The following is a 24,322-nucleotide window of genomic DNA, read 5'->3' as shown; positions in this document are numbered from 1 at the left end:
AAACATGAAATTTCAGCGTGGTCTCAGCCTGAACGGTATGGTGCTCATCGGCGTGGCTCTGGGCATGGTCGCCCTGCTGGCGATGAAGGCCGTGCCGCCCTGGATCGAATACGGCAACGCGCTCAAGGCGATCAAGGGCACTGCCGGCGACAATAGCCTCAAGGATGCGACTGTGGCGCAGGTGCGGGCAGCCTATGGCAGGCGTGCCGACATGGATGACGTCAAGAGCATGCCGCCGGCGGATATCGAAATTACGAAGGAAGGCGGCGAGCTGGTGATCACCTTCGCCTATTCGAAAAAGGTTCCCCTGTTCGGCAATGCCAGCCTGGTCTTCGATTTCGAGGGCAGCAGCGCCAAGTAATGAAGCCACAGCGCCTGGAGGCGGCCCTGGGTCACGGCTTTGGCCGGCCGGAGTTGCTGCGCCAGGCGCTGACCCATCGCAGTTTCGGTTCCTCGCATAACGAGCGCCTGGAGTTCCTCGGCGACTCCCTGCTCAACTGCGTCGTCGCGGCCGCCCTCTACCAGCGTTTTGCCGCACTCAAGGAAGGCGAACTTTCGCGTCTGCGCGCCAGCCTGGTGCGGCAGGAAACCCTGGCCGAGATCGCGCGGGGATTGGGCCTCGGCGAACTGCTGCAATTGGGCGAGGGCGAGTTGAAGAGCGGCGGCTCCAGGCGTCCCTCGATTCTCGCCGATGCGCTGGAAGCGCTGTTCGGCGCGATCTACGTCGATGCCGGCTTCGATGCGGTGCGCCGCGTCATCGAACGGCTGTACGAGCCGGCCATGACGCGCATCGATCCCAATGACAGCGGCAAGGATCCGAAAACCGCCTTGCAGGAAATCCTCCAGGGGCGGCACCTGCCCCTGCCGCGCTACACGCTGCTGGCGACCAGCGGCGAGGCGCATGCCCAGCAGTTCGAAATCGAATGCGTCGTTGCGGACCTGGGCATACGCAGCACGGGCACCGGCGCCAGCCGGCGCATTGCCGAACAGCAGGCCGCACAGCGCGCCATAGCCGAGATCAAATCATGAACGCAGCGTTCCGCACCGGCTACCTGGCCGTCATCGGCCGGCCCAACGTCGGCAAATCGACCCTGACCAATCGCCTGGTGGGTGCCAAGGTCAGCATCACCTCGAAGAAGGCGCAGACCACGCGCCATCGCATTCACGGCGTGCTGACCACCGACGATGCACAGTTCATCTTCGTCGATACGCCGGGTTTCCAGATGACCCACAAGAACGCGTTGAACCGCCTGATGAACCGCAGCGTGACTTCGACCTTCGCCGACGTCGACGTGATCCTGCTGGTGGTCGAGGCGGGCAACTGGGGCAACGGCGAAGCCGAGATCCTGCGCATGCTGCCTGCCGGCACGCCGGTCGTGCTGGTGATCAACAAGATCGACCGCCTGGCCGACAAGAAGGAACTGCTGCCCTTCATTGCCAAGGTATCCGCATTGCATGAATTCGCCGAACTGGTGCCGCTGTCGGCCGAGAAGGGCATCGGCACCGACGAACTGCTGCGCACCGTGGCGCGCTACCTGCCGGAAGGGCCGCCGGTGTTCGATGCGGACGACATCACCGACCGCTCCGAACGCTTCATGGCTTCCGAGATCCTGCGCGAGAAGCTGTTCCGCAACCTGGGCGAGGAACTGCCCTACGGCATCGCCGTGGAAATCGAGAAGTTCGAACAGGAAGGCGAATTGCGCCGGATTCACGCCGCCGTGATCGTCGATCGCGCAGGCCACCGCGCCATCGTCATCGGCAAGGGCGGCGAGCGCATGAAGCGCATCTCGACCGACGCGCGCAAGGAAATGGAAACCCTGTTCGGCGGCAAGGTCTGGCTGGAAACCTGGGTCAAGGTCAAGGGCGGCTGGGCCGACGACGAGCGGGCGCTCAAATCTTTGGGTTACGATTGAGCGCCGTCCGCCGGGCCGCCCCAAGGACGGCGCCGCCAACCACACGGAGCGAGCGCAGCTCGCGAACCAGCGTCACCCCCTCGCCTGGCGAGGGGGCTGGGGGGAGAGCCCCTTCGTGAGCAAGCGCGTCGATGGGCAGGCGGCGTATGTCCTGCATCTGCATCCCTACAGCGAAACCAGCCTCGTGGTGGACGTGTTCACCCGCGACCACGGCCGCGTGCCGCTGCTGGCGCGCGGGGCGCGGCGGCCGCGTTCGGCCATGCGCGGCCTGCTGATGTCCTTCCAGCCGCTGGAACTGGGCTGGTTCGGCGGCGGCGAAGTCAAGACTTTGGCCCGCGCCGAATGGCTCGGCGGCATGCCGCTGCTGGGCGGGCGCTGCCTGCTGCTCGGCTATTACCTGAATGAACTGCTGCTGAAGATGCTGCCGCGCGAGGACGCCCACGCCGCGCTGTTCGACGCCTATGCCGCTGCCCTTTACGCCCTTGCCGCGGGCGGCGCCGACGCGCCGGAACTGCGGCGCTTCGAGAAGACGCTGTTGAAGGAACTCGGCTACGGCCTGACGCTGGACATCGACGTCGATACCGGCCTGCCGGTGGCGCCGGAGCAGGAATACGCCTTCCTCATCGAACGCGGGCCGGTGGCAAGAGTTGGCGCTAGCGATACGGCGCCGGGCGAGGCGCCGCGCCTGCGCGGCAAGACCCTGCTCGACATGGCGGCCGACGACTACACCGATCCGCGCACGCGGGTCGAAAGCCGGCAACTGATGCGGACTTTGATCGCGCATCACCTGGGCGGCAAGCCGCTGCAATCGCGACGGGTTTTCATCGAATTGCAGGAGTTGTGACTATCATCCCCTTATCCGCGGGTGGCCATACGGAGGCAGCATGATCGAACTAGGCGTCAACATAGACCACGTGGCAACCGTGCGCGAGGCGAGAAAAACCCACGAGCCCGATCCGGTCTGGGCGGCCGTCGAAGCGCACCTCGGCGGCGCCGACGGCATCACCGTGCACCTGCGCGAGGACCGCCGCCACATTCAGGACCACGACGTGCGGCGCCTGCGCGAACTGACCCACATCAAGCTCAACCTGGAAATGGCCGCCACCGACGAGATGGTCGGCATCGCCTGCCAGGTCAGGCCCGAGATGGCCATGCTGGTGCCCGAAGGCCGGCACGAAATCACCACCGAAGGCGGCCTCGACGTGGCCGGCCAGGAAGCCCGCCTGCGCGAAGTCGTGGCGCGCCTGCGTGACGCCGGCATCGTCACCAGCGTCTTCATCGACGCCGAATTGCCGCAGGTCGAAGCCGCCGCCCGCATCGGCGTGCGCGTCTGCGAAATCCACACCGGGCCTTACGCCCATGCCTTCTTCAATCAGGGCCGCGACAGAGAGAGCCCGGCCGTGGTCGCCGAACTCAACAAGATACGCAGCGCCGGCGCGGCGATCCGCGCCGCCGGCATGCGCTTCAACGCCGGCCATGCGCTGAACTACTTCAACGTGCAGCCGGTGGCGGCGCTGCCCGGCATCCGCGAACTGCACATCGGCCACGCCATCGTCAGCCGCGCACTATTCGTCGGCATGCGCGAAGCCGTGGCCGAAATGAAGCGCCTGCTGCGCGAGGCGCAATGTGGGTGATGATGGAAAACCGGAATTCAAGCCACAGAGGACGCAGAGGGAAGCGAAACACCTCCCGTCGTTGCTTTGCGGGCATCGATCCGGGCGACAGTTCCTGCTGCTTGTTTTGGTTTTCTCTGTGATCTCTGTGTCCTCTGTGGCTAACCAGGTTTTTTCATGATCTTCGGCATCGGTACCGACATCGTCGCCGTCGCGCGCATGGCCGACTACTGGCAGCGCCACGGCGAGCGCGGCCTGGAGAAGATGCTGGCGCCGGAAGAACGCGAGGACTGCCGCACCAGCCTCGATCCCGCGCGTTTCCTGGCCAAGCGCTTCGCCGCCAAGGAGGCGCTGGGCAAGGCGCTCGGCACCGGCGTGCGTGCCCCAGTGCTGCTACCCGAGATCGCCGTCGGCCACGACGAACTCGGCAAACCGTCCTTCAGCTATTCGCCAAAACTCGCCGCCCATTTCGCCGAACGCGGCTTGACCGCCCACCTGTCCATCAGCGACGAGCAGGACTATGCCGTCGCCTTCGTCATATTGGAGAAGCCATGAACAGCCTGCCTCTCGGACCGCTGATGATCGACATCGCCGGCCTCGAACTGTCCGACCTCGACCGCCAGCGTCTCGCCCACCCGCTGGTCGGCGGCGTGATCCTGTTCGCCCGCAACTACCGCGATCCGCAGCAGCTCACCGCGCTGTGCGCCGCGATTCACGCCCTGCGCAGCCCGGCGCTGCCGATCGCCATCGACCACGAAGGCGGGCGCGTGCAGCGCTGCCGCGAGGGCTTCACCCATGTGCCGCCGATGCGCCGCCTCGGCGAACTGTGGGACACCGATCCCGCCGCCGCGCGTCGGGCTGCCGCCGATCTCGGCTACCTGCTGGCGGCCGAACTGCGCGCCTGCGGCGTCGATTTTTCCTTCACCCCGGTGCTCGATCTCGACTGGGGTCCCAGCGGCGTCATCGGCGACCGCGCCTTCCACCGTGACCCGCTTGCGGTCGCCGAACTCGCCGGCGCCCTGATCGAAGGCCTGCGTGCCGCCGGCATGGGCTGCTGCGGCAAGCATTTCCCCGGCCATGGCTGGGTCGCGGCCGACTCGCACCTGGCGATTCCGGTCGATGAGCGCAGCCTGGCCGAGATGGAACCCGACCTCACGCCTTACCGTCGCCTCAAGCTCGACGCCGTGATGCCGGCGCACGTGATCTACCCGCAGGTCGATAGCAGGCCCGCCGGTTTCTCACCGGTCTGGCTGGAAAAACTGCGCAAGGAATTCGGCTTCGACGGCGTGATTTTCAGCGACGACCTGTCGATGGAAGGCGCCGCTTTCGCCGGCGACATGGTGCAGCGCGCAGAGGCCGCCTGGAACGCCGGCTGCGACGTGCTGCTGATCTGCAATGCGCCCGACGCCGTCGCCACGGTGCTGGATAACTGGCAGCCTGCTGCCGATCCGCTGCGTGCGGCGCGGCTGGCGCGGCTCTCGCCGCCGGCCGGCTGGCAGCAGGATGCCACGCGCTACGCGGCGGGCAGGGCGGCGGTGGAGAGCCTTACGGCCTGAAGGCGCAAAAGTTGGCGCTGGCGATACGGCGCCGATCCGGCAGCCGCAAAGCACCGGCAGCCATCGCGCGGCGTTCGCTACGCAGCCAACTCACGCGCCGCCCATTTTCGCGCCAAGCCGGGCATCGAATTTCTTCTTGTCGATGACGAAACGCTCGTGCCGGCCGCGGGATATCAGGTCCATTCCATCGTGGGCTTCGACGGAAAAAACCAACCGCTTGCCTTCGACCGCGATCAACTCCACCGTCGCCGTGACCTCCAGGCCCGGCGGCGTTGCCGCCTCGTGGCTCACATCGATGTGGGTTCCCACCGTTTGCTCCTGCGGCCAGTCGAGATGGGGATTGATCGCCTTGATGCAGGCCCATTCGAGGAAGCCGACCAGAAAACCTGTGGCGAAGACTTCCGGCATCGCCAGGAACTCCTCCGACTCCGGATAAAGCGCCGGGACGGTTTTCGATGGCGGAACGATGAACTTGTGCTCGTACCTGATGCCGGGTTTCAAGGTCTCCTTCATCTTCGCGTCAGTCCGGGATCTCGGGTTCGACGAGCGTTGCCAACTGCGCTAGGGATTCCTGCCACCCGAGGTAGCACATCTCAAGCGGAATGACTTCCGGGACCCCTTCCTGCACGACGTTGATTTCGGTGCCGCAGGACACCTTGCTCAAGGCCACCGTCACCTGCATCTCGCCGGGCAGGTTCGGGTCATCGAACTTGTCCGTGTAGCGAATCCGCTCGTGGGGAACCAATTCGAGATACTCGCCGCCGAAGGAGTGGCCGTTTCCTGTCGTGAAATTTGTGAACGACATGCGAAAGCTGCCGCCGACCTTCGCTTCCATGTGGTGAACCTTGCACGTGAAGCCGTAGGGCGGCAGCCACTTGGCCATGGCGTCCGCGTCCAGGAAGGCCCGATACACTCGCTCCGCGGGCGCGCGGAGCACACGATGAAATCTCACTGTACCTGTAGGCATTTTCGGTTCTCCTTTCAAGGCATTGCGGGTTGGAAGGCTGACCTCGGGGCATTGTATAACCGCTGCGAAAGCGTGGCGCCCAAGGTCACTGAACCGCATGCCTGGGCGCGGCGTAAGACGTCTACTCGCTCGCCATTGCGCTGACTTTGCATACCGTGCGCCAATTGCGATACGTCATCGGCACGCCAAGCAATTTCTCGGCACTGGCCGGGAGCCTGGATTTTCCAAACCCTTCGGGCGTATGCAAATAGAAGACATCATCCCCGAGATGAAAACGTTCGCTCGGTTTTCTGAGGCTGTCGAGTTTTCCCAGGTCACGGCTCCTCGGAGTGGCGGCAAGAAAGCCAAGATGCAGACTGACCGGGTCCGCTTCCCCCTCGGGAAACGGGTTCCGTGCAATCGCCCTTTCCAGCGCATCGGGCCCGAGAATGAGCACCTGGGGCGAAAAGCCGCAGCGTTCCTTGATTTCATCCATCAGCCGTGTCGCAAGCGGCGAAGCGTGCTTCTCCGTGCTCTGGAATACCACATTGCCGCTTTGGATATAAGTCCTGACGCTTCTGGCGCCCATACCCTCCCGCAGGGCAACAAGCTCCTTCATCGGCAAGGAGTTCTTGCCCAGGACGTTGATGCCCCGGAGCAGCGCTATGTAAGTCTTCATCCGCTTACCGCCTGAACCTGCAGTGCGCGTGACGCCCGGCGTTCAAGGTCAGGAGCGCTGCGCGGCTTTGCGCGCCGGGTGAACAGCCTGCTGCAGAACCTCGGTAGCCCATTGGTTAAGGCTCTTGCCTGCGGCCTGCGCGGCTACCAGAGCCCGACCATGAATCTCGGGAGGCACGCGCAGCAACAACTTGCCGGACGCCGGCTTCTCGGGATGAACTCCCTCTTTCTTGCACTCGGCAAGGTAATCCTTGACCGCATGTTCAAACTCGGCCCGCAACTCCGTAACTGTTTCCCCATGAAAGCTGATGATGCTGCGGACGCCGAGAATGCGACCGACGAAAATATTGTCCCGCTCGTCGTACTCGACACGAGCGGTATAGCCCTTGTATGACATAGTGTTCATGGCATTACTCCTGCACGCTCCAGAAGCTCTCGCGCTTCCTCGACTTGATAACGTTTGGCTTCCTTGCCCGGATGTGGCCGATGGCACCGCCATTGCTCGCCTTTGAGTTCGATTTTGACGCGCGAACCCTCGCGCTCCGAAATGCAGCCTCCAAGGGCTTTCATCAGGGCCTCGATGTCAGCGAACGGAATGGACGCCGACGTCGGGCGCGCGAAGATGGCAATGAGCGTTTTGCGGTGCTTGGCGTTCACGGGCTAACGATAGCAGAAAGTGATAGCACTCGCAATCAGGCAGGCAGTAAGGCGGCCAACGTACGATTGGTTGAAGGCACCGGGGCTGGTGAGTATCCGCGATCTCCGGATGGCGGCTCACGGCTACGCCCTATTCGTTGGGCGTCATGTGGGCAGCAATCTACGCACTTCCGCCTCCTTGTCGCTAACTGTCTTGGCGCAACTTTCCAATTCGCGAATTTGAACGCGAAGGCGGTGATCCTCCGCTGCCTTGAGAGGCTCGGCGGCTTTCAAGGCAGTGGCGACGGCTTCTTGGTGCGCCTTTTGACGCCTAGCGTTCTCCCTCGGTCTATCGCCATTGGATCGCTTGGCTTTGAAGTGGGGAAAGAGGCAAGCCAAAACAACCACAACGCAGCCTCCAAGGACGAACAAATTCAAAATCAGATTTTCAGGCTCTAAATATCTCCGACCCGGGCCAGGAATTCCAAAGACGAAGAAAGGTATGTGCTCTATCCAAGCGAAAGAGGGGGTATGGGTAAGGCCTGCGCGTCGGAAAGAGTGAAAGATGATGTCGTACACCACCATGAATACATAACTGCCAATAGTCGATCCGAATAACCAACCGGCCGCTGACGTGAGCCCACTCCCTAGGCTCGCCCAAAAGTCTGGGACGTTCTCCAGCGCCAACAACTCAGGGGTTTGCGGAAGTTTTGCGTATCGTTCCACACTCCAGTCCAACTGCTGGAGACATGCCTCCTTCATTCCTCGGTATTTGACTTGATATTCGCGTAATACTGCCAAATCTGCTTCGACACGGCGTTGTGTAATGGTGGCATCGCTTACGCCATAAGTGCCCGTCAATCCAAGGGTACCGCCAACGCTCGTTATCACTGAACGGCAATTAGTGCAGACGGGCGCCAGTGCGACCACAGAACTCTCGCTTATCGGAGCGCCACAACTAGGACAATTAAGAGCAACTGGCATAAAGTTTTCCCTGAAATAGAGAAGTCAGTTCTGTTCAAGGCATCGGCGGGCATGTGATTATCTGACGCCCAACGTTCAAGGGCAGGGGCGCTGCGCGGCTTTATCTCGCAGCGTCCGGGGACCGATGGGTTGGGCCTCGAACGTGCCGACACCATAGCTGACATTTGCTCGACGAGGCCACCCGGAAAGTCAGACTGCGACCTCGATATCAATATTTCTTCGTACGGGAATTACCGTTCTTGTCGATGTCTGTCCTGCTTATTACCTTGCCATCATTTAATAGCGTGCGATTCGTTATGTCCTTTGTCACGGATTTTGATCCGCCGCTATCGTAGGTGGTCGTCTTCGTTTCAGTCCTAGTGCCATCACCATGCTTGTGTTTTGTAGTGTGTTCTTTTGTCATTTCACTTCTCCTTTCACACCATTGGGAGTGCGTTCCATGTTTTCCTCACCAGTGCACCCCGAAATGGTGAGGCTCAACGAACGCCGAGTCGTCAGTCTCAATTACCAAATAACCACCGCCTTCGCTGCACATCCTTTCTCGGCCCACTCCAGGTCACTTGAGATCGAAGCCGAATATCGGGTCCTTAAGATTCTTCATATTCATAACGATTCTGTTCTTTCCAGGATGCAGTATGATTTTCTTTGCAAGCTGCCCGCCTTCAGCACGCCCGCCAATGACACGGCCACTATTGCCCCACCGCACTGCTGTGATCGCAATCCATGTTCCCGTAGGAACATTTGTGAATTCGAACTTGCCTTGCGAGTCACAACTTGATTCGCGCCAATACGGCGCCGCTTGACCGGCTTTCTTCAAGGCGAGGTCAATGTGAAATAGGAAAGCTGTGATCACTTCGACATCAAATGGCGTATAGGGCGCCAAAAACACAGCGTCACCACTGCAATTTCTGACTTCTCCATTTTCCGTTTTTACAAATGCCTCCCCTTCCAGCGATGCTGGTCCATCGCCACGGTATGGAGCAAAATCTACGACAGAGAATGACGCCTCCATCTCTTGTCGTTCTAGATTAGATTCAGCAAGCGACGTTAAGACAATTGCACCATCTCGTAATTCATATTTATACGTAGCTACTGCTATTGCCCTAATGTCTTTTCCTCCCCCGGTCACTGTTTCAATATTCTTTTGTGTTACTGAGGCTTCTCGGCCGTCTTGAGAAATAGCAATTTGTCTTTCCTCATGACTGATTGAACGATAATTTGTGGCCGGGAGATTCTTCGCAAGGCCTGCCTCAAATTCACTACGTGTCATTTTGACGACGCTCTTGCCAAATAGTCCTGGCCGCTCTATCGAGTAAACAAAGTTGTCTGCCAGGTGCGATACAAAAGCAGCGACGCTGCGTTGCATCAGTGCGTCATCCAACGCTTTTTCGGTGCTCAGGATATTGTGTTCCGTGATTCGATCATTTCCGCCCGCCGCCGAGGCCGAGCCTAGTATGGCTTGCGTCCACAGTGTGAGTGCGATTGCAAGTATGTTGTACGGGCGAATACTCATTTTCTGCTGCTCCTTTCGCGTTGACGGGAAGCTCTCCATATTCGATGGCTCCCGCCGGGTATCCGGATACAGTGAGGCCCTTGTAGTTAAGGTGAGGGGCGCCGCGCTTTTGCGGCGTCCCTCTTGGCCGCGAGGTTAGGCGGGCGTTTTGGGGTTTAAAGCGATTGCTATTTTATTGTTTTGAGGAATGCTTTTATTTTCCTCTTGCACTTGTTGAGATTTTTTTGGCTCAATGCCAAGTGTCTTTATGGTATCTACGATGTCCTTTGGGGGTATTACACACATGATGGATTCTCCTTAATTTAAGCGCTGTAGCCGTCTCGAAGGGTTTCAAAAAGTTCTTTATCTACATTTACAGTAGAATATTCCTCTGGAATGTTTGCTTCTTTCAAGCACTCGTAAAGACTATTACGATTTTCACTCCAAGCTATACCAAAAGGCGTTCTAATACACTGCTCAGGTTTGTGTTCTTGAACTCCACATAAATTGTCCTCCTTTAAAAATGGGCAATGACCATTTGCTGCTGGCTTAACAAAATAAACTTCAAGATAATTTCCCTCCTTTGTCTCAATTAATGACTTTTCAATATATCTAGAAATAAGATCTTCTCGCGAGATATTTAACGCTTTAGTCAACTTAGGTATGTCCACAGGGAAAAGCATAAATACCCTATTTTTGTCGAGATTTTTGCAACACTCCCCACACTTGGTGCAAGTAAAATCTATTTTTTGAATAGCAATGCTTTTAGTCATAAAAACTCCTTTTGAATTTTTCTACAACGTAACTTAATGATGACCGCCTAACGAATAGCGTTTATCCACCGCTGAAAGACTTCCATATCTGACAGTCATTTTCCAGGCATGGAAGTTTGTTTTCGGATTTGGAGATAGGCTGTTTTTCATATCCTGGTATTTTCTGCGATGGCGCGATCGTCGAGTTTTGGTTTGCGCACGGCCAGCGGTCCCGGTAAGGGGCGCTCTTCGATAATCGGTTCCACGGTGGTCAGGTGCCGGCCGCGCGCCGGGTAGTCACGATGGCGGACGCAGGCCAAAGCATGGCCGCAGCGCGCCGCGAGCCGCTTCATCCGGGCGGCGCCCGGCTCCAGATTTTTCGGTACGCCCCCGCTCCGGGGAAATTCCCTGGCGGCGGGTGGCATAGGCGGCCGGTGTTCGGCGGTTGCGGTGGTCATTGCCCTTCCTCCTTTTCCGGGCCGGAGCGCTGCCGGCGAATTTTCCGCAAGCATAGTCAGCTTCGATGCCGATGGCAATAATGCCGCTTGCCATCCGAGTCGTCGGCAGTGTTGCCGAAGCTGCGCCGGTCGCCGTGGCGCCAGCGCCAACTCTTGTTCAGACTTCGATCCGCCCGACCTTGCTGCGCTGGTGGCGGTTGTTGGCTATCAGGGCGATCAGCACGATGGCGGCGCCCATGAGTTCGAGGGCGCCGGGGATGCGGCCTTGGGCGATGGCGATCAGGTAGGTGATGACGGGGGTGAAATTGGCGAAGAGGCCGGCGTTGAGGGGGCCGAGCTTGGCCACGCCCATGTTCCAGAACAGGATGCCGAACACCGAGACGCAGAGGATGATGAAGGCGAGCTGCGGCCAGACGGCGATCAGTTGCTCGGCGCGCGGCGGCTGGCTGTGGCCGGCCAGGGTGGCGATGGCCACCGCGGCCATGATGGCGAACCAGCCCAGCGAGCAGGACAGCGCGGTGTAGCGCACCGGCGACCAGCCGGGGAACTGCTGCCCGCCCAGGGTGTAGGCGGTCCAGAACAGCGAGGCGAGGAACACCAGGCCGTTGCCCCGCGCGTCGCCGCCGGTCAGGCGCGCGAATTCGCCCGAGGTGATGACGAACAGTTCGCCGACCAGCGCCAGCGCGATTGCCGCGAGCGTGAAGTCGTCGGGCCGGCGGTGCGTGCGCCACCACTGGAACAGCGCGACCTGGATCGGGCCCAGCGCGAGGATCATGCCGCTGATTTCGGGCCGCGTCAGCTTGAGGCCTTCGAACAGGCAGACGCCGAAGCCGGCGAAGCCGACGCTGCCGAACAGCACGATTTTCCAGAACTGGCCTTCGGTGGCGAGCGCCGCGCGGCCTTCGCGCACCCAGAGCAGGCCGATGAAGATGAGGGCCGCGGTGCCGTAGCGCATCGCCGTCAGCCAGTAGGGATCGACCATTTGCAGCGCCGATTTGCCGACCGGCAGAAAGCCGCCCCAGATGGCGATCACCAGCAGCATGTAGAGCGTGCCGCGGCGGTGGTCCTTGTGTGCTTGCGTCATAGCTGCAGCGTGCCGCCGGCCAGGTGCCGCGACTGCGCGAGGCGGGTCAGGGTCGGCAGCAGGTTGAGTCCGCTTTCCTGCTTCAGGCGCTTGGCGGCGGCCTTGAGCTCGTCAAGAGTTGGCGCTGGCGACCCGCCGACCGCGCCCAGCGCGATGGCATTGCCGCTGTCGCAGGAGGGAAAGGCGATGGCGCGGCCGGCGAAGGCTTCTTCCAGGCGCTTGACGCTCTTGCCGAAATCCTTGCGCCGCGACAGCAGGTTCACGCATAGCAGGCCGTCGTCGGCCAGCCGGGCGCGGCAGTCGAGATAGAAGGGCACGCTGTCGAGGCGGCCGGTGCGGGCGTCGGCGTCGAAGCCGTCGACCAGGATCAGGTCGTAGCGCTGCTTGCTGGCGATGACGAAGTCGGCGCCGTCGCCGTAGCGGATGTCGATGCGCTGCTCATCCTCGGGCAGCTTGAAGAACTGCCGCGCGGCGGCGGCCACACGCGGCTCGATTTCGATCACGGTCAGCTTCGCCTGCGGCCGGTGGCGATACAGGAACTTGGTCACCGAAGCCGCGCCCAAGCCGATCTGCAGCACCTTGCGCGGCCAGTCGTCGCCGTGCAGCAGCAGCGGCACCATCATCTCGCGCGTGTAGTCGAGCTCCAGCGCAAAGGGCCGCGCGATGCGCATCGCGCCCTGCACCCAGCTCGAACCGAAATGCAGGTAGCGGACGCCGGCTTCCTCGCTGATGTCGATGTGAGAGTTCATTTCAGTGGGAATCTTGCCCCGCGCTGCTGGGCGTTGGGATGCGATGCGAGGCGGAGGGAGCGCCGAATGGTACATCCATGCAAGCGACCGACAACGTGGCAGCGCGCCCAACGCCCTGCAGCCCTTCGGGTTGAAGCCAGGATCGGCGTCTGCGGCGTTGCAGTGCTTGCCAATGGGACCAACCATTGGCTGCGCACTGCGCCTTGCATCCATCCGATCCTGGATTCAACGCGGGGCAAGATTCCCACTGAAATGAACTCTTAATGCAGGATGCGGCCGCTGGGCGGGAACAGCTCGTCGACGATCTCGGGCCCGAAGCGGTATTCGTGGCCGCAGATCTCGTCCTCGATGGCGATCGCCTCGGCGTCGGCGAGCATCGCCTCGACTTCTTCGCGGCCCAGCGAGAGCAGCATGTTGCGCACCTTTTCCTCGTCGCGCGGACAGTGCCAGGCGGCGGGCCGCGCCGGGTAAAGGCGCACGCTTTCCTCGGCGAACAGCCGGGTCAGCAGGATTTCGGGTGGCAGCGAGAGTTCTTCGGGGCGCACCGTCGCGGCCAGCGTTTCGATGCGGTTCCAGCCGTCGGCGTCGCGCAGGTCGGCGCCCGGCAGCTTCTGCAGGAACAGGCCGCAGGCGGTGTCGGCGGTCGCCGCCAGCCACAGCCGCGCCGGCTGCTGCTCGGACTGCGCCAGGTAGTGCTCGAAGATCGTCGCCAGGGTGCTGCCCACCAGCGGCACCACGCTCTGGTAGGGCGTCTGCGCCGACTGCGGCTGCAGGGTCAGCACCAGGCGGCCGTCGCCGAGCAGGTCGGCGACGCCGGCGACATGGGCTTCGGCGTCGGCCGCCAGTTCGCTTTTCGCCATGCCGCGCAGATGCAGTTGTTCATTGCAGTCCATCACCAGCATCGACACCGGGCCGTGGCCCTGTACCTGGAAGCTCAGGCGTCCGGGAGTCTTCAGGTTGCTGCCGATCAGCGCCGTGACGGCGGCCAGCTCGCCGAGCAGGTCGCGCACCGGCGCCGCATAGTTGCGCCGCGCGGCGATCGCCGCCCAGGACGGGCCGAGCTGCACCAGCGCGCCGCGGATGTCGAGGTCTTCGAGCAGAAAGCCGTGCACCGCATCCATCAGCGCACGAAGCTGTCGAACATGGTCGGGTCGAAACCCACCAGGTACTGTCCGGCGTCGTTCTCCACCACCGGGCGGCGGATCACGCTCGGGTGTTCCATCATCAGCGCCACGGCCTGGCCCTGGGTGGTGATCGCCTGTTGTTCGCGCGTCAGCTTGCGCCAGGTCGGGCCCTTGGTATTGACCAGCGTCTGCCAGCCCATGGCGCGGCACCACTGGACCAGGCGATCGTGCGGCACGCCGAGTTTCTTGTAGTCGTGGAACTCGTAGCTGATGCCATTGGACTCGCACCAGGCGAATGCCTTCTTCATGGTGTCGCAATTCTTGATGCCGAAGATTTTTACCATTGCAATGTATATCGTCGAATCGGTGAAAGAGAGCCGAATCATAACAAACGCGGCATAATCGCCGGCCATGAATACCCCTCTTCGCAGCGAGGCGCAACGACGCGCCGACGAGATCGCGATCTTCCAGGTCGAGCTGGAACGCCTCGACAGCGAAGGCGTGCTGCACCTCGATCCGGCCCAGCAGCAGGCGCTGCGCGAGCACCATGCCGCCCTGCTGGCGAGCTTCGCCGGGCGCTTCGACATCGACCGCGACGCGCAGGCCAGGCAGTTGTCGCTGGGCATGCGCGTGGCCTCCTTCCTCGGCGCGCTGGCGCTGGCGGCCAGCGTGTTCTTCCTCTTCTACCAGTTCTGGGGCAATTTCGACGAGACCGCCCAGGTCGCGATCCTGCTCGGCGCGGCGCTGGCCAGCCTTGGTCTGACGGTGTGGATCCAGACCCGCGACGCCTCGGGCTATTTCACCAAGCTGGCGGCGATGGTGGCCTTCGCCTGCTTCGTGCTGAACCTGACCATGCTCGGCCAGATATTCAACATCACGCCGACCGACCGCGCCCTGTTGCCCTGGGCGGCGCTGGCCTTGCTGCTGGCCTATGCCTGCGACCTGCGTCTGCTGCTGGCGGCGGGCATCTGCTGCGTGGTCGCCTACGTCGCCGCGCGCGTCGGCGAGTGGGGCGGCATCTACTGGCTGCATTTCGGCGAGCGGCCGGAGAATTTCTTCCCGGTCGCGGCGCTGTTGTTCGCCGTGCCGGCGCTGCTGGCACACCGCCGCCTGTCGGGCTTCGCCGCCATCTACCGGATTTTCGGCCTGCTCAGCCTGCTGCTGCCGATGCTGGTGCTGGGCCACTGGGGCTACGGCAGCTACCTGGCCAACTACGACATCGAAGCGCGCAGCATCGAGGGCGCCTACGAGCTCGCCGGCTTCGTCGCCAGCGCCCTCGCGATCTGGATCGGCGCGCGCCGGCAGTGGCCCGATATGGTCAATACCGGCATCACTTTCTTCGTCATATTCCTCTACACCAAGTTCTTCGACTGGTGGTGGGAGATCATGCCGAAATACCTGTTCTTCCTGGTGCTGGGCCTGGCTGCGATCCTGATCCTGCTGGTGTTGAAACGCCTGCGCCGTGTCGGGCATGGCGCCACGGAGGCCGCGCCATGAAGCTCACTCCCTGGAAGGTCCTGGCGGCCGGCGCGGCGCTGATCCTGCTGGCCAATGCCGTGGCGCTGGTGGGCGTCTATCTGAATCGCAGCGGCGAGGCGGACAGCCGCATGACGCTCTCGCAACGTGAACTGTCCATGCCCTGGCGCGGCGGCATGGTCAGGGAGAACAGCGGCCTGGCGCTGGCGCTGAACTGGCGCGTGATCGAAACCAGCACGGGCGAATATTTCGGTTCGGGTTTCGGCGCCAACGGCGGCACGCCGGACTGGCTCGACGAGTCGCGCATGGCGGCACTGGGCTTCGATACCGCGGCCGTGGCCGCCGACCAGGCCGAGCGCCGCCGCTTCGAGCGCCAGTTGCCGCGCGAAGTGCTGCTGGTGCTGGAACTCGGCGGCCCGGCCTGGCAGCGGGCGCTGGAGCGCACGCGGCAAAATGTCGCGCGCCATGAGGCGGCGCTGCTGGCCAATGCCGACAGCAAGGAGTTTGCCGCCAAGGCCAAGCGCGCCCAGGAACAGCTGAAGCGCGAGGAGAACGCGAACAGCCGGCTGTTCGCCATCGACGCCGGGCTGGACCGCGCGGCCCTGCGCGCGAAATACCCGGATCGCGGCCGTTACCTGATCGTCAAGGCCACGCTGCGGCCGCGGACGGTGACGCGGGACAAGCAGACCCGCGTCAGCGGCTATCTCAGCGCCCTGGCGGTTTCGCAGATCAATGTGCCGCACGCCTTGCGTCCGGCGCTGGAACCGGCGCTGCGCAGCCAGCGGCGCACGACGGACGAGCCCGGCGCGCGCTTCGAGGCCACCATCGCTTTCGGCCAGCGCCTGGAGCCCTGGATCGAAGCGGTGGCCGTGGCGCGCTGAGTTTTCCTGGTGGCCCGCCCTATCCCTTCCGGGGAAGGGCGCGGCCGCGGCAAACACGGCATAATCACGCGCCATGAATACATCCTTTTTGTTGCGCCGCATTCTGCCGGCGGCGCTGGTTCTGGTCCTCGTCGTCGGCGGCTTTCTGTGGACCACGCGGGCCAAGCCGATCAGCGTGGTGCTGAAGTCCGTCGATCGCGGCAACGTCGAGTCCACGGTGGTCAATACCCGTGCCGGCACGGTCGAAGCCTGTCAGCGCACCAAGCTGTCGACCATCATGGGCGGCCGCATCGAATTCCTCGGCGTCAAGGAAGGCGACAAGGTCAAGAAAGGCCAGCTGCTGATGAAGCTTTGGAACGACGACCAGAAGGCGCAGCAGACCCTGGCCGAAGCCCAGCGCGCGGTGTCCGCGCAGCGGGTCAAGGAGGTATGCACCACGGCGGCCAGTTCGCGCCGCGAAGCCGAGCGCCAGACTTCGTTGAAGAACAAGGGCTTCGTTTCGGATGCGCGCGAGGATGCAGCGAAGAGCGAGGCCGATGTCCGCAGCGCAGCCTGCGAAACGGCGCGCGCCGATGTCACCCAGGCCTCGGCGCGGGTCGGCGTGACGAAAGTCGAGCAGGGCCGCATGACGCTCTACGCGCCCTTCGACGGCATCGTCGCGAAAATCGTCGGCGAGCTCGGCGAATACTCGACGCCTTCGCCGCCTGGCGTGCCGACGCCGCCGGCGATCGACCTGATCGACGATACCTGCCTTTACATCAACGCGCCGATGGATGAAATCGATGCGCCGAAGATCAAGGCCGGCCTGCCGGTGCGCGTCTCGCTCGACGCGTTGCCCAAGCAGCCTTTGCAGGGCAAGGTGCGGCGCGTCGCACCCTATGTCCTGGCCGTCGAGAAACAGGCGCGCACCGTCGATGTCGAGGTGGACTTCGACATGCCGGCGAGCGGCGGTCTGCTGGTCGGCTACAGCGCCGACGTCGAGATCGTGCTCGCCACGCGCGCCAACGTGCTGCGGGTGCCCACCGCGGCGCTGATCGAGGGCGGCCGCGTGATGGTGCTGAACGCGGAAAGCGGCAAGCTCGAAGAGCGCAAGGTCAAGATCGGCACCGCCAACTGGGAATTCACGGAAATCGTCGAAGGCCTGGCCGAGGGCGAGCGCATCGTCGTCTCGCTGGAACGCGAGGGCGTGAAAGTTGGCGCTAGGGCCACGGCGGCCACGGCGAACGAAAAATCTAAATAGCATGGCGGTGATCCAGCTCGCCGGCATCGAGCGCGTCTTCCATCTCGGCGACAGCGTGGTGCATGCGCTGACCGGGCTCGACGTCGCCATCGACCCCGGCGAATATGTGGCGATCATGGGGCCGTCGGGTTCCGGCAAATCGACGCTGCTCAACCTGCTGGGACTGCTCGACCGGCCCGACGCGGGTTCCTACCATCTCGAAGGCCGCGACGTCACCACGCTGTCCCCGGACGAGCAGGCCGCCGTGCGCAGCCGGCGCATCGGCTTCGTGTTCCAGAGCTTCCACCTGGTGCCGCGCCTGACCGCCGCGGAGAATGTGGCGCTACCGATGATGCTGGCCGGGATTCCTGCGGCCGAGCGGGCGCAGCGCGTGAAGCAGGCGCTCAAGGATTTCGGCCTCGACCAGCGCGCCGACCACAGGCCCGACCAGCTTTCCGGCGGCCAGCGGCAGCGCGTCGCGATTGCCCGCGCCACCATCATGCAGCCTGCCGTGCTGCTGGCCGACGAGCCGACCGGCAACCTCGACCGCGCCACCGGCGACGACGTGATCCATCTGCTCGAAGCCCTCAATGAACGTGGCATGACCCTGATCATCGTCACCCATGACCCGAAGATCGGCACCCGCGCCCGCCGTCAACTGATGATGGAGGATGGTGAGCTGAAAAGCGACAGCGCGCGGTCGGTGGCGGGCGCGGCCTGATGCGTAACGCCGACGTCCTGCGCTTCGCCCGCGATGCGGCAGCCGGCTATCCGCTGCGTACATCCTTGTCGGTGCTGGCCATGGCCATCGGCGTCGCCGCCGTGGTGGTGCTGACCTCGCTCGGCGACGGCGCGCGGCGCTACGTGGTCGAGCAGTTTTCCGCGCTGGGCAGCAATCTGGTCATCATCCTGCCGGGACGTTCGGCCACCGGCGGTTTCAGTCCGGCCAATGCGTTGACGACGACGCCGCGCGATCTGACGGTGGACGACGCGTTCGCGCTGACGCGGTTGCCCTCGGTGCGGCGCGTGGCGCCGCTGACCGCGGGCAACTCGGAGATCAACGCCAATGGCCGGCTGCGCGAAGTCGTGGTGGCCGGCACTACCTCGACCTATTTCGACATACGCGGCTTCAAGATGGCGCAGGGCCATTTCCTGCCTGAATCCGACTGGAGCCGCGGCGCGCCCGTGGCCGTGATCGGCGCCAAGATCCAGGAGGAAATTTTTGCCGGGCGCTCCGCGGTGGGCGAACTGGTCCGCCTCGGCGACCGGCGCCTGCGCGTCGTTGGCGTGCTCAAGGCCACCGGCCAGGGGGTGGGCGGCCTGAATACCGACGAGGTGGTCTTCATCCCGGTCAGCGTCGCCCAGAGCCTGTTCAATACCAGCACCCTGTTTCGCATCCTCATCGAAGCCAGGAGTCGCGACGGCATCGAGGCCGTCAAGCGCGAAGCCGTTGCCAGCCTCAAGCTGCGGCACGGCGGCGAGGAAGACATCACGGCGATCACCCAGGATGCCGTGCTGGCCACCTTCGACAAGCTGCTGCGCGCGCTCACCGCCGCCGTGGCCGGCATCGCCGCGATCAGCCTGGCCGTGGCCGGCATCCTGGTGATGAACGTGATGTTGGTGGCGGTGACCCAGCGCACCGCCGAAATCGGCCTGCTGAAGGCGCTCGGCGCCCGTGCGGCGACGATCCGCAACGCCTTCATGGCCGAAGCCGCGATGCTGTCGCTGGTGGGTGCCTTGACCGGATACGGCCTCGGCCTTTTCGGCGCCTTCGTGCTGCGTCAGATGTACCCGGTGTTTCCCGCCTATCCGCCGGACTGGGCGGTGATCGCGGCACTCGGCACGGCGCTCGGCACCGGCATGCTGTTCGGCATCATGCCGGCGCGGCGCGCGGCCAGGCTGGATCCCGTGCAAGCGCTGATGAAGCATTGAACCTGGAAAAGACAGTTGATCCGCAGATTTCGCAGATTACGCAGATAGATCAAGGAGCTTGGCATGTTCAATTCATTGCTTACCAGGGCCGCGAGGGCTCAAAGAATTCGAGAATGTTTGTCTGTGGAAATCTGCGTCATCTGCGGAAAGTAGGTTGACGTGGTCTTCGTCGATTTTCTGTCGCTCGCCATCCGCGCCATCAGCGCCCAGCGACTGCGCAGCTTCCTGACCCTGCTCGGAATTGCCGTCGGCATCGCCGCGGTGATCCTGCTGACGTCGATCGGCGAGGGCATCCATCGCTACGTGCTGGCGGAATTCACCCAGTTCGGCACCAATGTCGTCGGCGTCCATCCGGGGCGCACCAAGACCGGAGGCGGCGCCATGACCGGGCTGCCCAGCAGCGCGCGGCCGCTGTCGCTGGAGGATGCCGAGGCCCTGAAACGCCTGCCCAACGTGATTGCCGTCACGCCCAGTGTGTTCGGCAATGCGGAAGTCAGCGGCAACGGCCGCCTGCGCCGCGTCTCGGTCTACGGCGTCGGGCCGGGCATGCTGACGGTGTTCAAGGGCAAGGTCAGGAGCGGCCAGTTCCTGCCCGAGGAGGAGGCCGGCGCGGCCCGCGCCCAGGTCGTGCTGGGGCCAAAGTTGAAGAACGAGCTGTTCGGCGCCGAGAATGCGTTGGGCGCGCGCGTGCGCATCGGCGGCCTGCAGTTCCGCGTGATCGGCGTGATGGAGCCCAAGGGCCAGTTCCTCGGCATCGATCTCGACGACACCGCCTTCATTCCGGCGGCGCGCGCGCTGGAACTGTTCAATCGCGCCGGCCTCAATGAAATCAGCGTCGCCGCGGCCGAGGGCGTGCCCGCCGCCGGCGTGGCGGCCGCGATCAAGGAGGTCATCATCGCCCGCCACGGCCGCGACGACGTCACCATCATCAGCCAGGAAGAGATGCTGGCCACGCTGGGCGGCATCCTCGACGTGCTGACCATGGCCGTCGGCGCGCTGGGCGGCATTTCGCTCCTGGTCGGCGGCGTCGGCATCGTCACCATCATGACCATCGCCGTCACCGAACGCACCAACGAGATCGGCTTGCTGGTGGCGCTCGGCGCCCGGCGCCAGACCATCCTCGGCCTGTTCCTCGGCGAGGCCGTGGCGCTGGCGGCGATCGGCGGCCTGGTCGGCCTGCTGCTCGGCATCGGCCTGGCGCAGCTGATCGGCCTCTTCGTCCCGGCGCTGCCGGTGCATACGCCGATATCATTCGTGCTGCTGGCCGAAGCCCTGGCCGCCGCCATCGGCCTCGCGGCCGGCGTGTTGCCGGCGCGGCGCGCGGCGCTGCTCGATCCGGTCGAAGCGCTAAGGACGGAGTAGGGCGCGGCCCGCGACAAGAGTTGGCGCTGATGAAGCCCCTGCGCTACAAGGCGGTCGAGCAAAGAACGCTCTCCTCGCCGTAGCGGATGGCGACACGGCGCTATGGGTCAATCCAGCGGCAAATAGAAGAAAACGAAGCGGCCCTGTTCGATGTCCACCATCAGCGTGGCGCCGTGGTGCAGGCCATAGACCGCATAGCCGGGCATGGCGCCGGCCGCGTGGCATTCGCTGGCATGCTGGGGCGATTCGAAATCCCGGTCGCGGTCATACCACGACAGCAGCATGTGGCTGCCCAGCCGCGCGGTGGCCTCGGCGTCGGCGAGCTTCATCGCCGCGAGGTAATCGGTGAGCGGCTGCGGCGTGGCGATTTCCGCCACGCTCACCGCGAAATCGCCTGGCACGGCGCCCGTCAGGCAGACCGGATCAGCGTTCACTGGTCAGCAGTCCGAAGCGTCCGCCCGAGATTCGGCTGAGCAGGTAATCGAAGGTATTGCCGATCCGATTTCCGATGTGGATCATCAGCGTGGCCGCTTCGATCTGGCGCGCGACCTCGACGCCATAGCGGGCTCGCAGAGCGGATTTCGCCGCGCTGTCCGGCCGCCCGTCGGATTCCGCCCAGTGCATGGCAAACAGCAGCGCGGGAATCTGGTCGGCCGGGGAACTCGTCAGGTCCTGCGCCAGCAGGCGGGAAATCTCCGACTTGGAAACGCCCGCCAGCGCGGCAAGAAACTCGTGTCCATAGGCGCAATGCCGGCAGCGATTGACGCCGGTGACGACCATCATGATGCGTTCGCGAAAATCCGCGGCAATTCCGGACTTCAATGACAGCGAGAGTACGGGGCGCAGCTTCGTCAGCGCGCAATACAAGTCGCGCACGAACTGCATGGGGCTGGCATACATGCGTCGCCGGAAACCCGGGGCAGGGGAGTCCTTGCTCATTGCATCGAGCGCCGGGGCAGCGCGGTATCGGGTCGCAGGTGCATGACTTGTAACTCGTCGGTCGGGGAGAAAACGAGAATATACAGTTTCCGACGATTTCGACGCCTGGGCGAAAATCAGGGCAGGGCAATCGCATGAAGCGCCAACTCCCTCCCCTTCAAGGGGAGGGCTGGGGTGGGGATGGGGCAAACCGATGGCGACACGCCGACGGAACGCCCGTTTCGTCCCCCATCCCCCTCCCGGCCGCTGCGCGGACCACGGCTGACTTTGCACAGCCAGCCGGCTGCGGCGGCGCGACGCATGCGTCGCGAATCCCCTCCTCGCCCCCCTTGAAGGGGGAGGAGACGGTGTTTCCCGCGTTCATGCGATTGCCCTGAAAATCAGGGTGATGCCTGCCATGCGTAGAATTAATGGGCGCGAAATGTTGAATTGGTAAGCTTGCGCATCATGCTGAATGCCGGCAATACCCTTCAGGAGAGCGTTGCCCTGCAACGCGCGGCGCTGAAGAAGATCATCGAGGAACCGCTGCGCGATGCGGCGCAGGCCGTCGCCGCGGCCTGGGGCAGCCGCGCCGCGCTCAACGCCGAGCTGGGCCGCCTGTTCCCCGGCGTGCCGCATTGCCGCTACCTTTACGTCATGAATATCGATGGCGTGCAGATTTCCGACAATGTCGGCGCCGCGGGCGTCAGCGAGGCCGATTTCGGCCGCAATCGCTCGCATCGTCCCTATATGCGCGAATCCCAGCCGGCCACGGGCTTCCTGCTGTCGCGCTCCTACATCACGCTGCGCGAGCGGCGCCCCGGGCTGACCGCGATCCAGATCGTGCGCAGCGCCACCGGTGCCGCGGTGGGTTTTCTCGGCGCCGATTTCTATCTCCATGACTTGCCGCTGACGCGGGCGCGCTTCGAGGAACAGCACCAGTGGCGGCAATTGCGCGGCGACCCGTCGATCCGCAGCCAGGTCTTCCACCAGACCCGCAGCGAGAGCGAGATGGACCGCCAGTTGGGCACCGTGCTCGGCGTCGTCGAGGAGCTGATGGTCGATCACGGCATGTACCACATCATGCTGCACTTTTCGAGCAGCCGCGCCGTGTATTGGACGCTCGACGATCCCTATCGCTACCGTCTGTTCGACATCCAGGCGCTGGTCGATCCCGACACCTGCCTGGTCTATCCGAAACACCCCTATCCGTCCGACGCGCTGGTGCCCAAGGAACGCATCCGCGCCATTCTCGACACGCTGAGCTCGCTGCGCTTCATCGACGAGACTTTCTACCTGCGCACCGGCACCTTGAACCTGTTCAACGGCATGGTCGGCCTGACCTTCTCCTGCGACGGTTCCCACTACATGCCCTGGGACGAGTTCCTCAAGCGGGATGTGGCGTTCTGGCTGGGGTCGGTATAGCGCTCGCCGCCGGCGACGCGCGTCGCGCCGTCAAGCAAAAGGCCACCCGCAGGTGGCCTTTTGCCTTGCCGCAGGTAAGGCTTAGAACCTGAAGCCGTAGCCGATGCCGACCAGCACCGGGTCGAGCGTCAGCTTGCTGACCTTGGCGCCGCCCACCATCAGGTCGGCCCGGATGTAGGTCTTCTTGATGTCGAAGTTGATATAGCTGTTCTTGCCGATCTTGTAGTCGAAGCCGACCTGCAGCGCGCCGCCGAGGCTGGAGTTGCTCAGGTCGGAGGTGGATCCGGTCAGGGTATTCACCACCGGCAGGTCCACGCCGGAAATCAGCGTGTAGTTGATGCCGGCGCCGACGTAGGGACGGAAGCTCGCTTCGGGCGCGAAGTGGTACTGCAGCGTCAGCGTCGGCGGCAGGGCCTTGAAGGTGCCGACCTTGCCGACGCCGTTGACCTGCACGTCGAGCTTCTGCGGATAAGTCAGGATCAGTTCGGCGGCGAGGTTCTTGGTGAAGAAGTAGGTGAAGTCCACCTCGGGAATCAACTTGTGTTCCACCCATACGGCGTCGCCGGGAAGCGCCAGGGCAGGGATGGGATCGGACTTCTTGATCGGCTGGAGATCCACCGCGCGGATGCGCATCATCCAGTTGCCTTCGGCCTGCTGGGCTAGGGCGGCGGTGGAACCAAGAACGGCAGCAACGGCGACAGCGAGTCTTGCATGCTTCATAACAGATCCTTTCAGGGATTTAAGGTTTAATGGTCAAGCGGAAAAAGTTTGCGGCGATAATAACCATGAGCTAGGTGTGGGAATTGACTTTTGTCAATTGGCGGGGCCTTCCGATGGCCCGCGAACACAAATCCTGACCTGCGTCAGGATTTGCAAATCAGCGAGGGTCGGGGACCGCCAGATTGCGGTCGATCGGCGGTCGATTTTTAGCCGATTTTTGGCCAATTCTTGAATGCTGCGGCGCGCATCGCCGTAGCGCCAGCGCCAACTTTGGCGGCCAGGGGACATGAAAAGCCCGGCAGCTCGTGCCGGGCCCGGATTGCGTAGCGCTATCCGCCGCGCGGCTAGCAGTCAGTCAACAAGGAAAAGGCGCAAGGAAAAGGCGCATTCCCTGTAGGAGCGAG

At 63.3% G+C, this 24,322-nt stretch carries 31 protein-coding genes; 14 read left to right on the top strand and 17 right to left on the bottom strand.

Annotated features, from left to right (window positions below; translation table 11 throughout):
* Positions 1 to 4: 4 nt before the first annotated feature.
* The 7 genes from RMO95_RS19160 to nagZ all read left to right on the top strand — a co-directional run bounded on the left by RMO95_RS19160 (position 5) and on the right by nagZ (position 5,082).
* Entirely contained in the window at positions 5 to 361 is a 357-nt protein-coding gene (locus RMO95_RS19160) for a DUF4845 domain-containing protein (RefSeq protein ID WP_310452268.1), read from the top strand.
* The gene (gene rnc, locus RMO95_RS19155; protein WP_310452267.1) at positions 361 to 1,029 is read left to right on the top strand and encodes a ribonuclease III; all 669 of its coding nucleotides are present in this window, start codon (positions 361 to 363) and stop codon (positions 1,027 to 1,029) included. The genes RMO95_RS19160 and rnc overlap by 1 nt, the downstream gene beginning before the upstream one ends.
* On the top strand, positions 1,026 to 1,913 hold the full coding sequence (era, locus tag RMO95_RS19150) for a GTPase Era (protein WP_310452266.1): 888 nt from the start codon (positions 1,026 to 1,028) through the stop codon (positions 1,911 to 1,913). Before rnc ends, era begins: the two co-directional genes overlap by 4 nt.
* A 115-nt stretch (positions 1,914 to 2,028) precedes the next feature.
* Positions 2,029 to 2,757 carry a DNA repair protein RecO gene (recO, locus tag RMO95_RS19145; protein ID WP_310452265.1) on the top strand — a complete coding sequence of 243 codons (729 nt, stop codon included), beginning with the start codon at positions 2,029 to 2,031 and terminating at the stop codon, positions 2,755 to 2,757.
* A 40-nt stretch (positions 2,758 to 2,797) separates the two neighbouring features.
* Positions 2,798 to 3,547, top strand: coding sequence for a pyridoxine 5'-phosphate synthase (locus RMO95_RS19140; protein WP_310452264.1), 750 nt, complete (start codon positions 2,798 to 2,800; stop codon positions 3,545 to 3,547).
* A gap of 156 nt (positions 3,548 to 3,703) precedes the next feature.
* On the top strand, positions 3,704 to 4,081 hold the full coding sequence (gene acpS / locus RMO95_RS19135) for a holo-ACP synthase (protein ID WP_310452263.1): 378 nt from the start codon (positions 3,704 to 3,706) through the stop codon (positions 4,079 to 4,081).
* A 5-nt stretch (positions 4,082 to 4,086) separates the two neighbouring features.
* The gene (gene nagZ, locus RMO95_RS19130) at positions 4,087 to 5,082 is read left to right on the top strand and encodes a beta-N-acetylhexosaminidase (protein WP_310452323.1); all 996 of its coding nucleotides are present in this window, start codon (positions 4,087 to 4,089) and stop codon (positions 5,080 to 5,082) included.
* Between the two features lie 90 nt (positions 5,083 to 5,172).
* On the opposite strand, the gene RMO95_RS19125 is transcribed toward nagZ, so the two are convergent.
* The 14 genes from RMO95_RS19125 to RMO95_RS19060 all read right to left on the bottom strand — a co-directional run bounded on the left by RMO95_RS19125 (position 5,173) and on the right by RMO95_RS19060 (position 14,329).
* On the bottom strand, positions 5,173 to 5,595 hold the full coding sequence (locus RMO95_RS19125; protein ID WP_310452262.1) for a thioesterase family protein: 423 nt from the start codon (positions 5,593 to 5,595) through the stop codon (positions 5,173 to 5,175).
* Between the two features lie 7 nt (positions 5,596 to 5,602).
* Positions 5,603 to 6,049: an SRPBCC family protein gene (locus RMO95_RS19120; RefSeq protein ID WP_310452261.1), complete on the bottom strand. Its 447-nt coding sequence runs from the start codon at positions 6,047 to 6,049 to the stop codon at positions 5,603 to 5,605.
* A gap of 121 nt (positions 6,050 to 6,170) precedes the next feature.
* The gene (locus tag RMO95_RS19115) at positions 6,171 to 6,707 is read right to left on the bottom strand and encodes a DUF1697 domain-containing protein (protein WP_310452260.1); all 537 of its coding nucleotides are present in this window, start codon (positions 6,705 to 6,707) and stop codon (positions 6,171 to 6,173) included.
* Between the two features lie 48 nt (positions 6,708 to 6,755).
* Entirely contained in the window at positions 6,756 to 7,112 is a 357-nt protein-coding gene (locus tag RMO95_RS19110) for a type II toxin-antitoxin system HicB family antitoxin (protein ID WP_310452259.1), read from the bottom strand.
* Entirely contained in the window at positions 7,109 to 7,363 is a 255-nt protein-coding gene (locus RMO95_RS19105; protein WP_310452258.1) for a type II toxin-antitoxin system HicA family toxin, read from the bottom strand. The genes RMO95_RS19110 and RMO95_RS19105 overlap by 4 nt, the downstream gene beginning before the upstream one ends.
* A gap of 144 nt (positions 7,364 to 7,507) precedes the next feature.
* Positions 7,508 to 8,272: a hypothetical protein gene (locus tag RMO95_RS19100; RefSeq protein ID WP_310452257.1), complete on the bottom strand. Its 765-nt coding sequence runs from the start codon at positions 8,270 to 8,272 to the stop codon at positions 7,508 to 7,510.
* Positions 8,273 to 8,534: 262 nt separating this feature from the next.
* Entirely contained in the window at positions 8,535 to 8,729 is a 195-nt protein-coding gene (locus tag RMO95_RS19095) for a hypothetical protein (protein ID WP_310452256.1), read from the bottom strand.
* 153 nt (positions 8,730 to 8,882) lie between these two features.
* Positions 8,883 to 9,839: a nuclear transport factor 2 family protein gene (locus RMO95_RS19090; protein ID WP_310452255.1), complete on the bottom strand. Its 957-nt coding sequence runs from the start codon at positions 9,837 to 9,839 to the stop codon at positions 8,883 to 8,885.
* A 302-nt stretch (positions 9,840 to 10,141) separates the two neighbouring features.
* On the bottom strand, positions 10,142 to 10,591 hold the full coding sequence (locus RMO95_RS19085) for a YkgJ family cysteine cluster protein (protein WP_310452254.1): 450 nt from the start codon (positions 10,589 to 10,591) through the stop codon (positions 10,142 to 10,144).
* Positions 10,592 to 10,737: 146 nt separating this feature from the next.
* Positions 10,738 to 11,028 (bottom strand): hypothetical protein, encoded by a 291-nt coding sequence (locus RMO95_RS19080; protein WP_310452253.1) that lies wholly within the window; start codon positions 11,026 to 11,028, stop codon positions 10,738 to 10,740.
* Between the two features lie 157 nt (positions 11,029 to 11,185).
* Entirely contained in the window at positions 11,186 to 12,112 is a 927-nt protein-coding gene (locus tag RMO95_RS19075) for a DMT family transporter (RefSeq protein ID WP_310452252.1), read from the bottom strand.
* Positions 12,109 to 12,861 (bottom strand): fused MFS/spermidine synthase, encoded by a 753-nt coding sequence (locus RMO95_RS19070; protein WP_310452251.1) that lies wholly within the window; start codon positions 12,859 to 12,861, stop codon positions 12,109 to 12,111. Before RMO95_RS19070 ends, RMO95_RS19075 begins: the two co-directional genes overlap by 4 nt.
* Positions 12,862 to 13,121: 260 nt before the next feature.
* Positions 13,122 to 13,982 carry an Hsp33 family molecular chaperone HslO gene (locus tag RMO95_RS19065; RefSeq protein WP_310452250.1) on the bottom strand — a complete coding sequence of 287 codons (861 nt, stop codon included), beginning with the start codon at positions 13,980 to 13,982 and terminating at the stop codon, positions 13,122 to 13,124.
* Entirely contained in the window at positions 13,982 to 14,329 is a 348-nt protein-coding gene (locus RMO95_RS19060) for an ArsC family reductase (RefSeq protein WP_310452249.1), read from the bottom strand. The genes RMO95_RS19065 and RMO95_RS19060 overlap by 1 nt, the downstream gene beginning before the upstream one ends.
* Before the next feature lie 67 nt (positions 14,330 to 14,396).
* On the opposite strand from RMO95_RS19060, the gene RMO95_RS19055 reads away from it, so the two are divergent.
* The 6 genes from RMO95_RS19055 (at position 14,397) to RMO95_RS19030 (ending at position 20,855) form a co-directional block, all read left to right on the top strand.
* Positions 14,397 to 15,482, top strand: a complete 1,086-nt coding sequence (locus tag RMO95_RS19055) for a DUF2157 domain-containing protein (protein ID WP_310452248.1) — start codon at positions 14,397 to 14,399, stop codon at positions 15,480 to 15,482.
* Positions 15,479 to 16,342 (top strand): DUF4824 family protein, encoded by an 864-nt coding sequence (locus RMO95_RS19050; protein ID WP_310452247.1) that lies wholly within the window; start codon positions 15,479 to 15,481, stop codon positions 16,340 to 16,342. Before RMO95_RS19055 ends, RMO95_RS19050 begins: the two co-directional genes overlap by 4 nt.
* A 73-nt stretch (positions 16,343 to 16,415) precedes the next feature.
* Positions 16,416 to 17,582 (top strand): efflux RND transporter periplasmic adaptor subunit, encoded by a 1,167-nt coding sequence (locus RMO95_RS19045; RefSeq protein ID WP_310452246.1) that lies wholly within the window; start codon positions 16,416 to 16,418, stop codon positions 17,580 to 17,582.
* A gap of 7 nt (positions 17,583 to 17,589) precedes the next feature.
* Positions 17,590 to 18,282 carry an ABC transporter ATP-binding protein gene (locus tag RMO95_RS19040; protein ID WP_310452322.1) on the top strand — a complete coding sequence of 231 codons (693 nt, stop codon included), beginning with the start codon at positions 17,590 to 17,592 and terminating at the stop codon, positions 18,280 to 18,282.
* Complete coding sequence (locus RMO95_RS19035) at positions 18,282 to 19,493, top strand: ABC transporter permease (protein WP_310452245.1); 1,212 nt, start codon at positions 18,282 to 18,284, stop codon at positions 19,491 to 19,493. Before RMO95_RS19040 ends, RMO95_RS19035 begins: the two co-directional genes overlap by 1 nt.
* Positions 19,494 to 19,652: 159 nt before the next feature.
* Positions 19,653 to 20,855, top strand: coding sequence for an ABC transporter permease (locus RMO95_RS19030; protein WP_310452244.1), 1,203 nt, complete (start codon positions 19,653 to 19,655; stop codon positions 20,853 to 20,855).
* Positions 20,856 to 20,962: 107 nt separating this feature from the next.
* On the opposite strand, the gene RMO95_RS19025 is transcribed toward RMO95_RS19030, so the two are convergent.
* Together RMO95_RS19025 and RMO95_RS19020 are read right to left on the bottom strand one after the other, a co-directional pair.
* Positions 20,963 to 21,289 (bottom strand): AF1514 family protein, encoded by a 327-nt coding sequence (locus tag RMO95_RS19025; RefSeq protein WP_310452243.1) that lies wholly within the window; start codon positions 21,287 to 21,289, stop codon positions 20,963 to 20,965.
* On the bottom strand, positions 21,279 to 21,794 hold the full coding sequence (locus RMO95_RS19020; RefSeq protein ID WP_310452242.1) for a carboxymuconolactone decarboxylase family protein: 516 nt from the start codon (positions 21,792 to 21,794) through the stop codon (positions 21,279 to 21,281). The genes RMO95_RS19025 and RMO95_RS19020 overlap by 11 nt, the downstream gene beginning before the upstream one ends.
* A 447-nt stretch (positions 21,795 to 22,241) precedes the next feature.
* On the opposite strand from RMO95_RS19020, the gene RMO95_RS19015 reads away from it, so the two are divergent.
* Positions 22,242 to 23,198 (top strand): hypothetical protein, encoded by a 957-nt coding sequence (locus RMO95_RS19015; protein WP_310452321.1) that lies wholly within the window; start codon positions 22,242 to 22,244, stop codon positions 23,196 to 23,198.
* 81 nt (positions 23,199 to 23,279) lie between these two features.
* Here the strand turns inward: RMO95_RS19015 and RMO95_RS19010 are convergent, their stop codons facing one another.
* Positions 23,280 to 23,918: an OmpW family outer membrane protein gene (locus RMO95_RS19010; RefSeq protein ID WP_310452241.1), complete on the bottom strand. Its 639-nt coding sequence runs from the start codon at positions 23,916 to 23,918 to the stop codon at positions 23,280 to 23,282.
* Positions 23,919 to 24,322: the final 404 nt, after the last annotated feature.

Origin of the sequence: Sulfuritalea sp., from assembly GCF_031426875.1 — a bacterium.
Taxonomy (GTDB): Bacteria; Pseudomonadota; Gammaproteobacteria; order Burkholderiales; family Rhodocyclaceae; genus Sulfuritalea.
Note: the sequence above shows the minus strand (reverse complement) of the source record. Positions and strands in the feature narration are given on the sequence as shown.